General features: G+C 72.9%; 16 protein-coding genes. 8 read left to right on the top strand and 8 right to left on the bottom strand.

Annotated elements, in window-relative coordinates:
• Positions 1-5 precede the first annotated feature (5 nt).
• Positions 6-413, bottom strand: coding sequence for a GntR family transcriptional regulator (locus IF22_RS0124775; RefSeq protein WP_030335957.1), 408 nt, complete (start codon positions 411-413; stop codon positions 6-8).
• Positions 414-638: 225 nt separating this feature from the next.
• Here IF22_RS0124775 and IF22_RS0124770 point away from each other — a divergent pair, with 225 nt between their 5' ends.
• On the top strand, positions 639-1,907 hold the full coding sequence (locus IF22_RS0124770; RefSeq protein WP_030335955.1) for an Nramp family divalent metal transporter: 1,269 nt from the start codon (positions 639-641) through the stop codon (positions 1,905-1,907).
• Positions 1,908-2,059: 152 nt separating this feature from the next.
• On the opposite strand, the gene IF22_RS0124765 is transcribed toward IF22_RS0124770, so the two are convergent.
• A complete protein-coding gene (locus IF22_RS0124765) occupies positions 2,060-2,332 on the bottom strand; it encodes a hypothetical protein (protein WP_051708766.1) in 273 nt (90 codons plus the stop codon).
• 300 nt (positions 2,333-2,632) lie between these two features.
• Between IF22_RS0124765 and IF22_RS0124760 the strand changes: the two genes are divergently transcribed.
• The gene (locus IF22_RS0124760; protein ID WP_030335950.1) at positions 2,633-3,742 is read left to right on the top strand and encodes a ricin-type beta-trefoil lectin domain protein; all 1,110 of its coding nucleotides are present in this window, start codon (positions 2,633-2,635) and stop codon (positions 3,740-3,742) included.
• A 76-nt stretch (positions 3,743-3,818) separates the two neighbouring features.
• Here IF22_RS0124760 and IF22_RS0124755 read toward each other — a convergent pair whose 3' ends face one another.
• The gene (locus IF22_RS0124755; protein ID WP_051708765.1) at positions 3,819-4,784 is read right to left on the bottom strand and encodes a hypothetical protein; all 966 of its coding nucleotides are present in this window, start codon (positions 4,782-4,784) and stop codon (positions 3,819-3,821) included.
• Between the two features lie 145 nt (positions 4,785-4,929).
• Between IF22_RS0124755 and IF22_RS0124750 the strand changes: the two genes are divergently transcribed.
• The 4 genes from IF22_RS0124750 (at position 4,930) to IF22_RS0124735 (ending at position 8,926) form a co-directional block, all read left to right on the top strand.
• Complete coding sequence (locus IF22_RS0124750; RefSeq protein WP_245233727.1) at positions 4,930-6,039, top strand: esterase-like activity of phytase family protein; 1,110 nt, start codon at positions 4,930-4,932, stop codon at positions 6,037-6,039.
• A 29-nt stretch (positions 6,040-6,068) separates the two neighbouring features.
• The gene (locus IF22_RS0124745; protein WP_030335944.1) at positions 6,069-7,118 is read left to right on the top strand and encodes an NAD(P)H-dependent flavin oxidoreductase; all 1,050 of its coding nucleotides are present in this window, start codon (positions 6,069-6,071) and stop codon (positions 7,116-7,118) included.
• A gap of 67 nt (positions 7,119-7,185) precedes the next feature.
• Positions 7,186-8,277: an SRPBCC domain-containing protein gene (locus IF22_RS0124740; protein WP_030335942.1), complete on the top strand. Its 1,092-nt coding sequence runs from the start codon at positions 7,186-7,188 to the stop codon at positions 8,275-8,277.
• Positions 8,278-8,290: 13 nt separating this feature from the next.
• Positions 8,291-8,926, top strand: coding sequence for a CG0192-related protein (locus IF22_RS0124735; RefSeq protein WP_030335939.1), 636 nt, complete (start codon positions 8,291-8,293; stop codon positions 8,924-8,926).
• A gap of 55 nt (positions 8,927-8,981) precedes the next feature.
• Here the strand turns inward: IF22_RS0124735 and IF22_RS0124730 are convergent, their stop codons facing one another.
• Positions 8,982-11,009 (bottom strand): glycosyl hydrolase family 28-related protein, encoded by a 2,028-nt coding sequence (locus IF22_RS0124730; protein ID WP_036412224.1) that lies wholly within the window; start codon positions 11,007-11,009, stop codon positions 8,982-8,984.
• A 217-nt stretch (positions 11,010-11,226) separates the two neighbouring features.
• On the opposite strand from IF22_RS0124730, the gene IF22_RS0124725 reads away from it, so the two are divergent.
• Both IF22_RS0124725 and IF22_RS0124720 read left to right on the top strand, forming a co-directional pair.
• A complete protein-coding gene (locus IF22_RS0124725) occupies positions 11,227-12,309 on the top strand; it encodes a PIN domain-containing protein (RefSeq protein ID WP_030335936.1) in 1,083 nt (360 codons plus the stop codon).
• Positions 12,310-12,590: 281 nt separating this feature from the next.
• Positions 12,591-12,812, top strand: a complete 222-nt coding sequence (locus IF22_RS0124720; RefSeq protein ID WP_030335934.1) for a hypothetical protein — start codon at positions 12,591-12,593, stop codon at positions 12,810-12,812.
• Positions 12,813-13,249: 437 nt separating this feature from the next.
• Here the strand turns inward: IF22_RS0124720 and IF22_RS0124715 are convergent, their stop codons facing one another.
• From IF22_RS0124715 to IF22_RS0124700, 4 genes are all read right to left on the bottom strand, one after another.
• A complete protein-coding gene (locus IF22_RS0124715) occupies positions 13,250-13,798 on the bottom strand; it encodes a DUF1062 domain-containing protein (protein ID WP_030335932.1) in 549 nt (182 codons plus the stop codon).
• 222 nt (positions 13,799-14,020) lie between these two features.
• Positions 14,021-15,082 (bottom strand): Gfo/Idh/MocA family oxidoreductase, encoded by a 1,062-nt coding sequence (locus tag IF22_RS0124710; protein WP_030335930.1) that lies wholly within the window; start codon positions 15,080-15,082, stop codon positions 14,021-14,023.
• 99 nt (positions 15,083-15,181) lie between these two features.
• Positions 15,182-15,847, bottom strand: a complete 666-nt coding sequence (locus IF22_RS0124705) for a response regulator transcription factor (protein WP_030335928.1) — start codon at positions 15,845-15,847, stop codon at positions 15,182-15,184.
• Positions 15,835-17,127: a sensor histidine kinase gene (locus IF22_RS0124700; RefSeq protein WP_030335926.1), complete on the bottom strand. Its 1,293-nt coding sequence runs from the start codon at positions 17,125-17,127 to the stop codon at positions 15,835-15,837. Before IF22_RS0124700 ends, IF22_RS0124705 begins: the two co-directional genes overlap by 13 nt.
• Positions 17,128-17,192 lie beyond the last annotated feature (65 nt).

Here is a 17,192-nt window from a genome sequence, read left to right as displayed (position 1 = left end):
TGCGTTCACGCGGGCTCCTTCTGCGGGGCGTCGTCGGCGAGGGTGGCGCGCAGCGTCGTCTCCACCAGGGCGATGACGTCCTCGGCCGTGAGGCCGGCGGCCTGCGCCCGGTGCAGCCAGGCGACCAGGTCGTCGCGCAACTCGGCCTGATTGGGCAGGGACGCCCCGGCCAGGGTGCGTTGGACGAAGGTGCCCACCCCGGGCCGGCCGCCGACCAGACCCTCGATCTCCAACTCCCGGTACGCCTTCAGCACCGTGTTCGGGTTGATCGCCAGGGATTGCGCGACGTCCCGGACCTTCGGCAACTGGTCTCCCGGCGTCAGCAGGCCGACCCGCAGCGCCTGTTTCACCTGCTGCACGAGCTGCATGTAGGTGTTCACCTTCGACCGGCTGTCCAGTACGAACTCGATCACTCGCGATGATCCTTCCTGTTGTCCTACGACAGTAGGACTAATAGACAGCTTCATCGTTGCCCGGTGAGCTGTCAAGCCCGCCCCGGCCCGTTCACCCCCGCGCGCACTGTCGGCTCGCGGGTGCCGGGCCGGCCCAGGTGGCACCGGCAGGCCAGCGGTTGGCCCCGACGGGCCAGCCCGACGGGAAGGGACCGGCAGCGATCCGCGTGGAGGGGGAGGGGTTCGATGGTCACCAACGAACTGACGACGTCGAGGACGACTCCACTACAGGCCGCTCGCGCCCGGGGCCGGGTACGCGGCCGGCTGATCCTGCTCGGCCCGGCGTTCGTCGCCGCCGTCGCCTACGTCGATCCCGGCAACTTCGCCACCAACTCCGCCGCCGGTGCCCGCTACGGCTATCTGCTGGTCTGGGTCGTGGTGGTGGCCAACCTGATGGCGATGCTGGTGCAGACCCTCACCGCGAAGCTGGGTCTGGCCACCGGGCGCAGCCTGCCCGAGCTGTGCCGGGAACGCCTGCCCCGGCCGGTGAACCGGATGATGTGGGTGCAGGCCGAGCTGGTCGCCATGGCCACCGACCTGGCCGAGGTGATCGGTGGGGCGGTGGCCCTGTACCTGCTCTTCGGCATTCCCCTGCTGCCCGGCGGGATCATCATCGGCACCGCCGCGTTCGCCGTGCTCGCGCTGCGCTCACGCGGCTACCGCGCCTTCGAGGTCGCCATCGCCGTCCTGCTCGGGGTGATCGTGCTGGCCTTCGCCGCCAACCTGCTCGCCTCCGGCTCCGATCCCGGCTCGGCGATGGCCGGTCTGGTGCCGCGCCTGCAGGGCACGGACAGCGTGCTGCTGGCCGCCGGCATCCTCGGCGCGACAGTGATGCCGCACGTCATCTACGTGCACTCCGCGCTCACCCGGGACCGCATTCCCGCCGCCGACGACGCCGAGCGTCGGATCCTGTTCCGCGGTCAGCGCACCGACGTCCTGCTCGCCCTGAGCGTGGCCGGCGCGGTCAACCTCGCCATGCTGCTGATCGCCGCGGCCAGCTTCCGGGGCGGTGGCCCGGGCGGTGCGGACAGTCTGGAGGGGGTGCACGCCGGGCTCGGCCAGAGCATCGGGACCGCCGCCGCGTTCGGCTTCGCCGTCGCCCTGCTGGTCTCGGGGCTCGCCTCCACGAGCGTGGGCACCTACGCCGGAGAAGTGATCATGCAGGGCTTCCTGCGGCGCCGGATCCCGCTGCTGCTGCGTCGGCTGGTCACCCTGCTGCCCGCACTGGGGGTGCTCGCCATCGGCCTCGACCCGACCCGGGCGCTCGTGCTGTCCCAGGTCATCCTCAGCTTCGGCATCCCGTTCGCGCTGATCCCGGTGGTCGCCTTCACCCGCCGCCGCGACCTGATGGGCAACCTCGTCAACCACCCGCTCACCACCGCCGCCGCGTCCCTGGTGGCCGTGCTGGTGGTCGCGCTCAACGCGTTCCTCCTCTGGCAGGTGGCCGCCGGCTGAGCCGGCCGGTCAGCGCCGTCGGCTGAGCCGGCGGGCCGCCTGGGTTCGACTCCCCACGAGCATGATGCCTGTGGGTCATCTTTATGACCCACAGGCATCACCCGTTGAAGACCAGGTCGGCTGGGCCCGTGTGGTGGCGGGGCGGGCGTGGCTCAGGTGCGACGTCCCTCGTCGCGGGCCGGGATCTCCTGACGCTGTTCGAGGGCGTCCGCCGGGTTGGCGTCGGCCGGCAGCGACGTCACCTCCTCGAGCGTGCCCGCCGGGAAGGCGCCCTGCTCGGCCAGGTCGGCCTCGGCCGCCTCCGGGTCCACGTCACCCGACACCCGGTCCGGCGGGCCGACGTCGAACGCGTCCTGTCGTTGCTCAAGGGCGTCCGCCTCCGGAGGAGGGATCGTGCCGCCCTGTTCATCCCGGTACGTGCTCATCGGAGCCTCCCACCCGGCGGGTATGGATATGCCGCCGGGCCGCTGCCTACCCACCACAGCCGCACTCAGACTGCCACGCCAGCCGAGATCTGGCGGTTTCCGGGAGGTGCTGCCTCCACGGCGACGGGCCCGGGACCGCTCGGCGCAGCCAGCTCGGCGTTTGGCTCGCGTCCGCGCCGCAGTCGGTCCAGCCGGACGAATTGATTGTCCATCATCAATGAATGCGTCTGGAGTGGTCGTCGTTTCGGCGGGACAGGCACCGCTGACGGCCCGGACGACCTTCGAGGAGAGGGATCAACAATGCGATGGAACGCACGACGGGCCGCCGCGGGGGCCTTCGGGCTCGTCCTCGGCGCCGTGCTGGCGCTGACCCAGGTCGCACCCGCCCAGGCCGAGTCGAACGGCGGCGTACGCGTGATGCCACTCGGTGACTCGATCACCGATGGCTACAACGTTCCGGGCGGCTACCGGATCAACCTGTGGCAGCGGCTGGTCGGTGGCGGCTACACCGTCGACTTCGTCGGCTCGGGGTTCAACGGGCCGGCCAGTCTCGGTGACCACGACCACGAGGGCCACTCCGGCTGGCGCATCGACCAGCTCGACGCCAACATCGTCACCTGGTTGCGGGCCACCGACCCGCGTACGGTGCTGCTGCACATCGGCACCAACGACGTGAACCAGAACTACGACCTCGCCAACGCTCCGGCACGCCTCTCCGGTCTCATCGACAAGATCAGGTTGACGGCTCCGCTGGCGGACGTCTTCGTCGCCACCATCACCCCCGAATCCGACCCGAACCGGGAGGCGCGGGTGCAGGCGTACAACGCGGCGATCCCCGGCATCGTGGCGCAGAAGGGCAGCCGGGTGCACCTGGTCGACATGCACGCCGCGCTCACCACCACCGACCTCGCCGACGGCGTCCACCCGAACGCCGGCGGGTACGACAAGATGGCGGCCCGCTGGTACGCCGCGCTGCAGTCGGTGCCCGGCAGCCTGGTCCCGGCGGGCGGACCGCCGGTGGGCACCGCCGTCGGCCTGGTCAACCCCGCCTCCGGGCGGTGCCTGGACGTCTCCGGAGCCAGCACCACGACCGGTACCCCCACGATCATCTGGGACTGCCATGCGGGCACCAACCAGCGTTGGACCCGTACCGCCGCCGGGGAGCTGCGGGTCTACGGCGATCGGTGCCTGGACGTGAACGGCGCAGCGAGCGCCGACGGCACGAGGGTGCAGATCTGGACCTGCAACGGCACCGCCGCGCAGCGCTTTACGTTCCGGACGGACGGCACGATCGTGCTCACCTCCGCCGGCAAGTGCGTCAGCGTGACCTCCGCCGGGACGGCCAACGGCACGACCACGCAGCTCTGGACGTGTGACGGCACCGGCGCCCAGCGCTGGTCCGTCCGCTAGCGGACGCCCAGGGTCCGGCCCACGTCGTACCCTGGCGGGGCCGGCCCTGGGCGGGCCCGGACCGGTGCGACGGCGGTCAGCCGGTCGCCGCCTCGGGTGTGGTGCCCCGACGGGGTCCGGCGGCCAGCCCCAGCGCCAGCAGCGCGCACCCGGCGCCGACCAGGAAGAGCAGCGAGGCGGTCGGCTGGCCCAACCACTCCCAGTACGGATGCCAGGCCGGGTGTGGCTCGTCCCGATGGTGCCCCAACAGGACGGGGACGCTCAGCGGCACCGGCAGCCACCACAGCACCGTGGCCACCCCGACCAGGCCGTTCACCGCGCCCCGGCGTCGACGCCCCTCGGTGCGCCGGCTGACCCAGCCGAAGACCATCCAGCCGGCCACCGCGCCGAGCACCGTGGCGAGCACTCCGGCGGGGACCACCAGGGGCGGCGGCGCCCGGTGCAGCTCGACCGAGAGGTACGTGGCGTCCACGGCTGTCTGGGAGGAGATCGAGGCATTCAGGATGGTGTCGCCACGTCGGGCGGTCAGCGCGGTGTCGCTGATCGCCTCCGGGGTGGCGCAGAGCTTGTCCGCGCAGCCGACCCGGTCGGACACCTGAGGGTCGTACACCCGCCAGCCGGCACCGGTCAGGCGCTCCCTGGCCACCGCGACGGTCTGTGCGGCGGGCACCGATGGCGCGCCGAAGGCAGCGGCGCCGGTGGCGCTCTCCTGATATTCGCCGCCGTCACCGAACAGCAGTGTCTTGACGGTCTTCAGACGCAGCGCGTGCCCGTAGACGACGAAGAGGGCCGGCGGGGTGTCGATCTCACCGAGGTCGTGCCCGGGAAAGACCTCGGTGAGGATGGCGGCGGCCTCGGCCCGGTCGGGTTGCGGCCGAGACGTCTCCCAGGCGGCCCGGCTCGCCAGCGCGCCGGTGAAGAGGCCACAGATGACCGCGGCGAGCGGCACCCACGCGACGGCGGCGCCACCGGCCGGGCGGCCGAGGCGGCGCAGCAGCCGTCGCCCGAACCGGTCGGCCGGCCTGGTGTCGCGCACGGTCATGGACATCCTCCGGCTGCAGAATCGGGCGCAGCGACAGTACATCGACCAGGGGTCCGGGTGCGTCCCCCGGATGACCGCCGCCGCTGGCCGGGATCGGCCAGGATGGGCGGGTGGCCGCTGACGGCCGCGACGAGGAGGGTGGGCGATGCGGGTACGCGGACGGTTGACCTGGGGGCGGCGTGCTCGCGCGCTGGCGGTGCTGACCGTGTTGCTCGCTGGCGTGCTGCCGCCGGCGGTGGCGCTGGTGCCAGGCACCGCCTCGGCGGGCGCGGCGGCGGGCACGCCGGTCTGCGAGGTGCGGGACAACCGGCTCCGCGAGATCTCCGGGATGGTCGCCACCGACGACGGGTACGTGGTGATCAACGACGGGGCCGACGACGAGGCGCGCCGCCGGATCTTCTTCCTCGACCAGCGGTGCGCGGTGCGGCGAACTGTCTCCTTCCCGTCCCGGCCCCGGGACACGGAGGACCTGGCCGTCGGCCGGGACGGCACCGTCTGGGTCGCCGACATCGGCGACAACGACCGGTCCCGGCCGACGGTCGGGGTGTGGCGACTCGCGCCGGGGGCGGAGCAACCGGTGCTGCACCGGATGACCTACCCGGACCGTCCGCACGACGCCGAGGCGCTGCTGCTCGACGCGTCCGGTCGGCCGCTGATCATCACCAAGGGCGGCAGTGGCACCGGCTTCCTCTACGCGCCGACCACCGCGCTGCGGGCGGACGCGACGACGCCGTTGACCGCGCTGGGCCAGGTGACACTGCCGACGACCACGACCAGCAACCCGTTCTCCTTCCTGGGGCGCGGGGTGATCACCGGCGCGGCGGCCGCCCCGGACGGACGGCGGGTGGCGCTGCGCAGCTATGCCGACGCCTTCGAGTACGACGTGCCCGACGGCGACGTGGTCCGCGCGTTGACCACCGGCACCGCGCGGATCACCCCGCTGCCGGACGAGCCCCAGGGCGAATCGATCACCTACAGTCGCGACGGCCGGTCGTTGCTCACCGTCTCCGAGGCCGCCGGCCAACCCACCAGCCGCCCGACGATCCTGCGCTACCCGGCCACCGCCACCACGGCCACCGCCACTCCCGCCACGGAGTCCGTCGACCCGGTGTCGCCCACGGCGGTCCGTCCGGCCGCCGGGGAGATCGGCGGCGCGGGTGGGCGGACGTGGCCGCTGGTGGCCGGAGCGGGGACGCTGGTGCTCCTGCTCGGGCTGGCCGGCGTGCTGCGCTGGAGGCACACCGCGCGCCAGTGAGCGGCCCGGGCCTGCGGCAGGATGGAGGGATGTCCGTCCTGTCCACGTTGCGCCACCCGATCATCGCCGCCCCGATGGCCGGCGGCCCGTCCACCCCCGCGCTCGTGGCCGCCGTGTCCGCGGCGGGCGGACTGGGCTTCCTCGCCGCCGGAATGATCGACACCGAACGGTTGGTCGCCGACGTCGCCGAGGTCCGCGCCCGCACCGACCGGCCGTTCGGTGTCAACGTCTTCCTGCCCGACCCCGGCGGCGTCGACGAGGCGGCCATCCAGGCGTACGCCGAACGGCTCGCCCCGCAGGCCGGGCAGCGCGGGGTGAGCCTGGGCGAGCCGGTGGGAGGCGACGACGCGTACCCGGAGAAGCTGGCCGCGCTGCTCGCGGACCCGGTTCCGGTCGTGTCCTTCGTGTTCGGTCTGCCCGACCGGGCGGCGGTGACCGCCCTGCGCGAGCGGGGCACCGAGGTGTGGGCCACCGTCACCCGCCCGGACGCCGCGACCGCCGCCGCCGACCTCGGTGTGGACGCCGTGGTGGTGCAGGGCACCGAGGCCGGTGGGCATCGTGGCGGCCTGCCGGACGACGACGACTACGGGGTGCTGCCGCTGCTCCGGCTGACCGCCGCCCGCTGTGACCGGCCGCTGGTGGCCGCGGGCGGCCTCGTCGACGGTCCCGCGGTGGCCGCCGTGCTGGCCGCCGGCGCCGCCGCCGCGCAACTCGGCACGGCCTTCCTGCGCTGCCCGGAGGCGGGCAGCTCGCCGATGCACCGGGCGGCGGTGGCCGGCGCCACGCCGACCGCGTTGACCCGGTCGTACACCGGTAAGCGGGCCCGTGGGGTGGCCAACGACTTCCTGCGCCAACACGACGCGGTGGCACCGCGCGGTTACCCCCAGGTGCTCCACCTGACGCGCCCACTGCTGGCCGCCGCCCGGCGCGACGGGGACGCGTCGGTGGCCAACCTGTGGGCCGGGCAGGCCCACCCGCTGGCCCGGGAGCTGCCGGCGGCGCAGGTGGTCGCCGAGGTGAGTGCCGACGCCCGGGCCGCGCTGGCCACAGTGGTCGCACGGTCCGCTCGCTGGGGCTGATCAGGGCGCCGGCAACCGGCTCGGGCGGGCGGGACAGGCCCGGCGGGCAACCGGTTAGAGTCTCGCCGTGATCGAGATCGGTGCGCAGGTCGACCTGTCCCACCCGGCTGAGCGGGTCTGGCTCGCCCTGACCGACCGGCAGTTGCTCGGCCGGTGGTTCGCCGAGGCCGAGACGGTCGAGGGCGTGCCGGACCGGCTGCTGCTGCACACCGCCGGCCTGCCCGGCTTCGACGCCAACGTCGAGGTCGAGGTGACCGAGCGACAGGAGCCGGACCTCCTCGTGCTGTCCTGCGACGAGGCTGGCCGGCTCAGCGAGCTGACCTGCACGGTCACCGCCACCAAGCAGGGCTGCCGGTTGGAGCTCCGGGAGGTCAGCACGCACGGCGCGTGGTCCGGCGAGCAGCACGAGCCCCGTGAGCAACAGCTGCGGCAGGCGCTCACCGTGCGGCTGCCGGCCATTCTCGACTGGCTCGCCTTCCAGCAGGTCGACCTGCGCCGCGCCGACGGTGGGATGACAGCGGAACTGCCGGTGCTCGGCGTACGCGGCGGGGCCGGCCGCAACCCCCGCCGGCGTCGCACGCTGGTCGCCGTTGTGGCCGGGGCGGTGCTGCTGGCCGGGACAGCGGCCTGGGTGACGTTGCCGCCCGACCCGGAGCCGGTCGCCGCGCCCGCACCGGCCCCCAGCGCGTCGCCGACGGTGACCCCGGCCCGGAGCACCGTCGCGCCCACGGCGACCCCCTCGGCGCGCCCCACGCGGGTCACCGCGTCACCGACCACCCGGCCGAGCCGGACCCCGTCGGCGAAGCCCTCGCGCACCACCGAGTCGGCTGCGCCACCCCCGCCACCGACGCCCATGACGGCCCGCTACCAGACCGACTCCAGCCGGCTGTTCGGCTACACCGGCGAGATCGTGGTCGGCAATCCCGGCACCGCCGCGGTGGCGGACTGGGCGGTGGTGGTCACCCTCGCCGAGGGCACCACAGTCGACGACGTGGACGGCGCGAACTGGCGACAGGACAAACGGGTGATCACCTTCACCGGAACCGCCGTGCCGGCCGGGGGATCCCAGACGATCAGCTTCGACGTCCGCGACAGCCGGCCGAAGGCCCGGGAGCCGGAGAGCTGCACGATCGGCGGGCAACAGTGCGCCGGCCTCTGACTAGGCTGCCGTCATGGCACTGCTGCACAGGGCGACCCTGCACCCCACGAAGCTGAACCTGCTGACGGCCTGGCTGCCCGACCGACAATGGTTCGCCGGACCGACCGGCGTCGAGGTGGTGAGCCGGGGCGCCTACCGCTTCGACGACCCGGCCGGCGAGGTCGGCATCGAGACGATGCTGGTCGCCGCCGCCGACGGGCCGGTCCACCAGGTCCCCCTCACCTACCGCGCCACCCCTCTCGACGGTGCCGAGCAGTGGCTGGTCGGCACCACCGAGCACTCGGCGCTCGGCCGACGCTGGGTGTACGACGGCTGCGCCGACCCGGTGTACGCCGCCGCGCTCGCCCACGCGATCCTCACCGGTGGCGGCCAGGCGGAGCAGTACTTCGAGGTCGACGGCCGGCGCGAGGTACGCGAGCCGACGATGACGATCGAGGTCAGCGAGACCGGCAGCGACAACCCGCCCCCGGTCGGCGCCCTGCGCCGGGTCGTCGACGGGGACAGCACGCTCATCAGCACCGACACCGTCGAACTGGTGGTCGTCCGGCGGCCCGGGGCCGGGGCCGACGGGGCCACCGGGGCCACCCTGAGCGGCAGGTGGGATGGTCAGCCGACGAGCGTGCCACTGGCGTACGCCCGGGTGCGCTGACCCGCCTGTCCCGAGTGTGCGGTGGGCGGCCCGGATGCCGGACCGCCCACCGCGTTCACCACCGCGCAGGAGGCGGGGGCGGCGACACGGGCGGCCGGTCGTCGCAGGTGATGGTGTTGGGCAGCAGCCACGGTGCGAGCCACCCGCCGTCGTTACCGCCGAGGTCGGTCACTGTGAACTCCGAGCCGGCCGCGGTGAAGTGGAACGATCCGCAGTTGTTGACGCCGACCGCGCCGACGTTGCGGGCGTCCACGTTGGCGAACGAGGCGGACCCGGCCGTGCGGGCGCTGACCACCGAGGTGCCGGTGCCGTCGACCCGGACGTCCCGGAACCGCACGTCGGAGATCGAGTAGAGGTCCTTCACCGGCCAGTCGCTGACCAGCATGATCGCGTTGTACGTGTTGTCCAGGTACGCGTCGCCGGTCACCTCGATGCCCGCCTCGATGCTGCGATCCAGGGCGAAGAGCCAGATCGCCCCCAGGCCGATGTTCCAGTTCAGCTCGTACGTGCCGGCGCGGGCGGTGGTGTTGTTGGTGAACCGCAGGTGCCCGGTGAACGGCTCCGCGCCGAAGCGGGACCCGGCGTGCAGGCCGCTGCCCTCACGTACCGGGTCGGCGACGAGGTTGTGCGAGACGGTGGTGTCGGTGCCGCCGTAGATGGCGATGCCGTTGGCCAGGGTCGGTGACTGCACGGTGTTGTGGTCGAACGTGTTCCGCGCGTTGGCCGTCTTCTCCGACCACATCGCCAGGCCGTCGTCGCCGGTGTTGCGGACGAAGTTGTGCGCGACCAGGGAGTCGGTCACCCCGGTGTGGAAGTTGAGGGCGTCGGCGATCTGGTCGACGATGATGTTGTTGGTGACCCGGACGTTGCGCATCGGGCCGTCGAACCACAGGCCCGCCTTGGTGTGGTGCAGGTAGAGCCCGTCGATGGTGGAGTCGCTCATCGCCCCGCCGATCGCGTTGACCTGGTCGGTGTCGATGCGCTCCCGCACGTCGCCCTCGATGGCGAAGCCGGAGAGGTGCACGTTGCGGCTGCCGCCGTCGGCGGCGTCCCGACCGTAGAACCCGACTCCGGTGTGCACCGAGCCGTCCGGCGCGGGGGCCGGCAGGGCGACCTCGCGGCCCTTGATGATGGTGTGCCAGTTGCCGGCGCCCTCGATGGTCACGTCGTCGACGATGACGTGCCGGTTGACCTGGTAGGTGCCCGGCGGGAGGTACACGGTGAGGTGGGCGCGCCGGGCGAAGGCGATGGCCCGGTCCAGCGCGTCGGCGGAGTCCCGCCGGCCGGTCGGGTCGGCGCCGAAGGCGAGCACGTTCGCCGCGAGCAGCCGGACACGCGGCGGGGCGACCAGTTCGGAGTCGAGCAGGTCGATGACCGTCCAGGCGGCGGCGCTGCCGGGCGGCGCGGTGAGCCGGACAGTGTCGCCGGCCCGGTACGTACGCCCGAGCAGGAGCCGCTGCTCGTCGTAGAAGTGGGTGGGCCGGAACGGTGTGCTGATGCTCGGGTACGGCGTGGTGGCCGACGGCACGCACTGGCACTCGGTGATCCACCAGTCCGGGTGCAGCAGCCCGGCCTGCGGGTCGTTGGTGAAGGGGTACTGGTTGTAGAGCCACGAGTACTGCGAGGTGAGCGTCATGGTGCGCAGATGCTTGCCGTTCACCGCGACCTTCAGCGGCGCGGTGATCCCACCTCCCTGCGGCGCGTCCGGGATGCTGTACCGCACGGTGATCCCGTTCGCCGCGCTGGGCAGGACGAACTCCACGTACTCCCCGGGGGTGAGCCGGACCGCCCGGCGGCCGGAGGCCTCCGCGGGCAGGGTGTAGGCGGACCGGTCCGGCCCGATGATCTCGCCGTTGGTGCGCGCGTTCTCCGCTTCCTGCTCCAGGAAGCCGACGTCCGCGCCGCGCCCGGCGACCAGCGCCGGGTCGAGGGCGGCGCGGGTGACCACCGGCCGCGCGCCGGCGGACCCCTGTGGACTGGCGGCGGCCGAGGTGGGCCCGGCGACCAGCACGGCGAGACCGGCCGCGAGCGCGACGGCGGTGCCGCCGGGCCGTCCCCGCGTCGGCGTGAGGCTGCGAAACATCGGTGACCCTCCTGAGTGGGTGGTGGTGGAGGTCCGCCCGGCGCCCCCGACGCCCGACATTGATCGTCATGATGCAGCACCGAACATGGCACTGCAAGACACCTATCGAACAACGAAAAAAGACGACTATAAGGCCGCAAGAAATGGACGGTTGTCGAGTTGAGGTGTCGCGCGTCGCCCGCCCCGACCAGCTCGCGCCCGGCGTAGGCTGATCCGCGTGGATCAAGAAGACCGGATCGCCCTCTTTCTCGACTACGAGAACCTCGCGCTGGGCGCGCGTGACCATCGCGGCGGCGTAGCCTTCGACTTCCGGCCCATCGCCGACGCGTTGGCCGAACGGGGCCGGGTGGTGGTCCGCCGGGCGTACGCCGACTGGTCCTACTTCGACGAGGACCGCCGGATGCTCACCCGCTCCCACGTCGAGCTGATCGAGATCCCGCAACGGATGGGCGCCTCCCGCAAGAACGCCGCGGACATCAAGATGGCCGTCGACGCGATCGAGTTGGCGTTCGAACGCGAGTACATCTCCACCTTCGTGATCTGTAGCGGTGACAGCGACTTCACCCCGCTGGTGCACAAGCTGCGGGAGCTGAACAAGCGGGTCATCGGCGTCGGGGTCGAGGGGTCCACCTCGGGGCTGCTGCCCCCGGCGTGCGACGAGTTCCTCTACTACGACCGGCTGGAGGGCGTGGACATCCCGCCGGCTCGTGGTGGGCGCGCGCGTTCCGCCGCCCGGCAGGCCGGCGCGGAACAGCGCCCGCCCGAGCCGGAGCAGGAGGTGGACCGTCGACCGCAGGAGGCGGAGCCCGACCGGGACGCGGACGCGCTCGCCGTACAGGTCGCCCAGTCGGTCGCCGGCCTGCAGGGCAGCGCCAACGGTGAGGTCACCGCGTCCCGGCTCAAGCGCACCCTGCTGCGCAAGGACCCGACCTTCAGTGAGTCCGACTACGGCTTCCGCACCTTCGGTGAGCTGCTGCGCCACCTCGCCGAACGCAACGTGATCGAGCTGGCCGAGGGGCCGGCCAAGGGTGACCCCGAGGTGTCGCTGCCCGAGCACGGCGACCGCGAGGTGGCGTTCGGCCTACTCCGGGGCGTCGTGGCGGACCTGGGCAGCGGCGGCAACCCGGTGGCGCTGTCCGGGCTGAAGAACCAGGTACGCCGGGCCCGCCCGGACTTCAGCGAGAAGAAGCTCGGCTACCGCAGCTTCCTGCAGTTCTGCAAGGCCGCCGCCACCGCCGGCGTACTGGACCTCCGCTGGAGCCCCGAAGCCGACGACTACCTCCTGACAACCCACCCCTGACCCTCCCTTCCCACGCCCTGCCGTGTTGATCAAGAAGTTTGCGTCATCGACGGCGCGATTGGTGACGCAAAGTTCTTGATCAACAGCGGTGGGCGGTGGGAGTTGCGGGGGTGGGGCAGGGTGGGGTTCTCCTGATGCGCAACTCAGGAGCGGGAGAACCGCCCGTTATGGTTTCGAACCGTCAACGGTTGGGCGGAAATGCGCCCGGATTGTCACCCTTGCCCCGGTCCGGTCATACCTGCGCCGTACCCTCGGGGCGGGAATTGCTATACGGTCGGCGAATGAAGGTGGAGGAGCACTGGTGGAACGGAGACACGACCCCGCGCGGGCGCCGGGACGTGTACATCCGTACTGACGGGCAGGGTTGGGAGGTCCGCGCCCAGATCGGTGGGGCGTCGGGTCGTGAGCGGGTGCAGCAGTGCCCCAGCCGGGCCTCGGCGGCCATCCTCGCCGACGCCTGGCGCGGCACCCACCCATCCTGGCGCGAGCTGAAGCAGCGCTGATCCGGCACCGGGCCGGGTCGGCAACGCTCCCGGGTTCCAGCCCGGCGCGCCCGCCGACCGGCCCGGCGCTCGGTACGTCGGTGCCGACAGCGCGCAGCGGTCACCCACCGGCCACGCCGCCTCAAGAGCGGGCGGGCCCTCGTGTCCCCGCCGTCAGTTCGGGTACTCGCAGGGCTGCCGGTCGCGCCCGATGGAGGTCGCCCATGTCGCAGGGCCCCGACGAGGAGAACAGCAGGCTCGACGAGGAGATCCGGGAGGCCGAGCGCCGGCTCGCCGACCTCCGGCAAGGCGCGGTTTCGTCCGGATACCGGTGTCGTATCCGGACGAAACCGCAACGCCGCCGGTCGTCGTCCGGGCCCGCCGCAGGCCGGCCAGTTCTTGTGGAACAGGCCCTCGGGGCCTGCCCGGCGTCGTGCCGGACAGACCCCGAGGACGGGTCAGCGTTTCAGCGTGAAGGTGAAGTCGCCGGAGAGCTTGCCGCTCAACCGGGCCGCCGAAACAACCTTCCCCTCCGTGATGAGTCGGCTGACCTCGCCCCGCGACAGACCACAACCGTCGGCGATCAGCCGGGTCGGCCGGACCGGGATCCGTGCCGCGTTGCGGACCGCGACGTCGAGCACGTCACAGTCCAGGTGATCCGATCCGGCGGTGTCGAGACGCCAGGCGTCGGTCCAGTCCAGGGTGAACCGGTTGCGGTGCTGGACGTCCGGATCCTGGAGCAGTTCGGCGGTCAGGCCGGGCTCGTTGGCGTGGAGCCGGTCCAGCATCTCGGGTGGGATGGTGCGCACGGTCATCCGCTCCAGGACGGTGAGCTTCGCCGTCTCCCCGCACTCGGTACAGAGCGCGAGCAGCCAGGTATCGATGAGCTTGTGGTTGGCGTTGACCCGGAACTTGCCGCTCGCCCGAAGGCGCTGGGACGCGCACCCGTGGCAACGGCGGCGAATGATGGGCAGGCAGGTGGGCACGACGGCCCAATTGATGAGCACAGAGGTACACCGGTTTCAGTGAGAAGTCCGCAGCAAAAAGGAGCGCGGCGCACAGGCGCGACGCGCGACAGATCAGCTCTCGGGAGGTCTCACAGGGTGTACAACGGCACGTCCTTGCCTAGACGACGTGGTTGCGCAGCACGGTAACGGCGCACGGCGGCGCCGCTCCACCGGTTTTCCGCGTACGCCTCAGCAGCCCAGGTGACGGGACGTGCGAACCGGTCAGACGGTCGGGACCGGCAGCACCACGCCCTCGGCCGCCGACCGGTGCGCCAGCTCGATCAGCTCGACCGTGTGGACCGAGTCCCGTGGGTCCACCGGCATCGGTGTGCCGTCGCGCAACGCGGCCGCCACCTGTGCGTAGAAACTCTGGTACGCGCCCGGCGCGGTCGGCACCGGCCGCAGGTCACCGTCGACACCGAGCAGGCCGTAGCGCTCCGGCGGGACCTCGCCCCAGCCCGGCTGGTCCGGTCGGCCGCCGTCGTGCAGCGCCGCCTCCTGCACGTCCAGCCCGTAGCTGGTGTAGCCGGCCCGATCGCCCAGCACCCGCAGGCGCGGCCCGAGCTGAGCGGTCACCGCGCCCATCCACAGGTGCGAGTGGACCCCGTTGGCGTGGGTCAACGCCACGAAGGCGTCGTCGTCGACGGCTGCGCCCGCGCGGCGACGGTCCACCTCCGCGTAGACGCGGTCGACCCGGCCGAACAGCTGCACCGCCTGGTCGACGAGGTGGGCGCCGAGGTCGAAGAGGGCACCACCGGCCTCCTCCGGGCCGGCGAGCTCCCGCCAGCCCGGCTTGATGGTCGGGCGGAACCGCTCGAACCGGGACTCGAAGCGCAGCACCCGCCCCAACTCGCCCCGCTCGACCAGGTGGCGGACGGTCAGGAAGTCGCCGTCCCAGCGGCGGTTCTGAAAGACCGTCAGCGGCACCCCGCGCTCGGTCGCCTCGTCGACCAGCGTGCGGCCCTCCGCGGCGGTCGGGGAGAGGGGCTTGTCGACGACGACTGGCAGGCCGGCGGCGAGCGCCGCGCGCGCCATCGGCACGTGCTGCCGGTTCGGCGTCGCCACCACGACCAGGTCCAGGTCAGCAGGGGTACGCCACAGCTCGTCGGCGTCGTCGACCAGGCGGGCGTCCGGGAAGTGCTGTCGGGCCTGCTCGCGCCGCTGCGGATCACGGGTCACGATGGCGTCGAGCCGCAGGCCCGGGGTCGCGGCGATCAGCGGCGCGTGGAACACCCGGCCCGCCAGCCCGTACCCCAGCAGACCAACCCGCAGCGCCTTCGCCATGCCGTGCCCCCGTCTCCCCGGGCCGTGCCCTGGTGACGGCGGCCCCGCTGATCGAATCTACGCCCCGGGCGGTCGTGCCCGGTCGCGGCCCGGCGCTGGTCAGCTCGCGGCGTCGGCGCGCAGGTAGGTGAGGACCGCGAGCACCCGGCGGTTGGTGTCGTCGCTGGGGGGCAGGTCGAGCTTCACCAGGATGTTGCCGACGTGCTTGCCGACCGCCGCCTCGCTGACGTGCAGGCGGCCGGCGATCGACGCGTTGGAGCGCCCCTCGGCGAGCAGCGCCAACACCTCGCGCTCCCGGGCGGACAGCGCGGCGAGCGGATCGCGGGGGCGGTGCAGAAGCTGCCGGACCACGTCCGGGTCGATGGCCGTGCCGCCGTCGGCGACCCGGCGCAGCGTGTCGACGAACTCGGTGACCTCGGCGACGCGGTCCTTGAGCAGGTAGCCCACCCGTTGGCCGTCGCCGCTGTCCAGCAGCGCCGCCGCGTAGCCGGTCTGCACGTACTGGCTGAGCACCACGACCGGCAGCTGGGGTCGGTCGGCGCGCAACGCGACGGCCGCGCGCAGCCCGTCGTCGCGGCGGCCCGGTGGCATCCGGATGTCGGTCAGCACCAGGTCCGGTTGGTGTTCGCGGGCCGCGGCCAGCAGGTCCGGTGCGGAGCCGACGGCGGCGCAGACAGTGAAGTCGAAGCGGTTCAGCAGCGCCACCAGACCCTCGCGCAGCAGCACCTCGTCCTCGGCGAGCACCACCCGGGTCACCGACGGCATGGCAGCTCCACCCGCACCACTGTAGGCCCGCCGGCCGGGCTGGACAGCAGCAGCCGGCCGCCCACGGCGGCGACCCGGTCGGCGAGCCCGGTCAGGCCGGTGCCCCGCGCCGGGTCGGCGCCGCCGTGGCCGTCGTCGGTCACCTCGACGACGAGGTCACCGCCGGCCTGGGTGAGGCGGACGTCGGCGCGGGTAGCCCGGGCGTGCCGGGCGACGTTGCCCAGCGCCTCGGAGACCACGAAGTAGGCGGTGGTCTCCACGATCTCCGGCAGCTCGCCGTGCAGGTCGGCGCGCACGGTGACCGGGATGGTGGCGGCGTCGGCCAGTTCGCGTACCGCACCGGCCAGGCCGAGGTCGGTGAGACTCTGCGGGCGGATGCCGTGCACCAACTGCCGCAGCATCACCATCAGGCCCCTTGCCTGGTCGTGCGCCACGGCGAGGGGTCGGGAGGCGGGGGAGTCCTCGGGCACGTCCAGCCGGGCCAGCCCCAGCTGCAGGGTGAGGCTGGTGAGTCGGGGCTGTGCGCCGTCGTGCAGGTCGCGTTCGATGCGGCGGCGTTCGGCCTCGTACGCCCCGACCAGTCGGGTGCGGGAGCGGGTGACCTCGCGCAGCGCCGCCGCGTCCACCGGATGAGCCAGCAGCCACCGGGCCACGGCCGCCTGCACGGCGGCGAGCAGGCCGACGGCGTACCAGAGCACCGGGATCAGCAGCACCCCCACGATCGCGTACGGGACGGCTTCGCCGGTGCTGTCGATCGGCTGCCAGATCACCACCGGCTGGTTGGCGTCGCCGGCCAGCCAGGGGCTGGAGATCATCCCGAGGTCCAGCAGGACCAGCAGCAGGAACACCCAGTACGCGACCGGCGCGAAGCCGCCCAGCCAGAACAGGTACGCCACCTCCCGCCAGGTCGCGGCGCTGCGGTAGCGGGCGACCAGGCCCGGCCACGGCGACGAGGGCAGCGCACGACCGTCGACGAGCCCGACCCGCCACCGCTCGACGGCGGCCACCGGAAAGCTGACCAGCGGGGCCAACGCCAGCAGGATGAGGCTGCCGGTGGCCAGGAACAGCGTCAGCGCGACGCTCGGCGGCCGGCCGTGCAGGCGGAACGCGTTGACGGCGGCCAGCAGGGGCGCGCCGATGACGAGCAGCCCGACGGTGAGCACGCCGGCGATCGGCACGGTGGTCACCAGGTAGGCCAGCGCCCGCCAGGGCCACGCGGTGAGCAGCCAGCGGCGGCGGCGCAGCGCCTCGGCCAGGTGCGAAGGGTGTTCCGTGGTCATGCCGCAGACGCTAATCGGCAGCGGCTGGCTGCCCCAGCCGTCCAGATCCACTCTTCGGGGTATGC

It is taken from the genome of Micromonospora parva (assembly GCF_000718515.1).
GTDB classification, from domain to species: domain Bacteria; phylum Actinomycetota; class Actinomycetes; order Mycobacteriales; family Micromonosporaceae; genus Micromonospora; species Micromonospora parva.
Note: the sequence above shows the minus strand (reverse complement) of the source record. Positions and strands in the feature narration are given on the sequence as shown.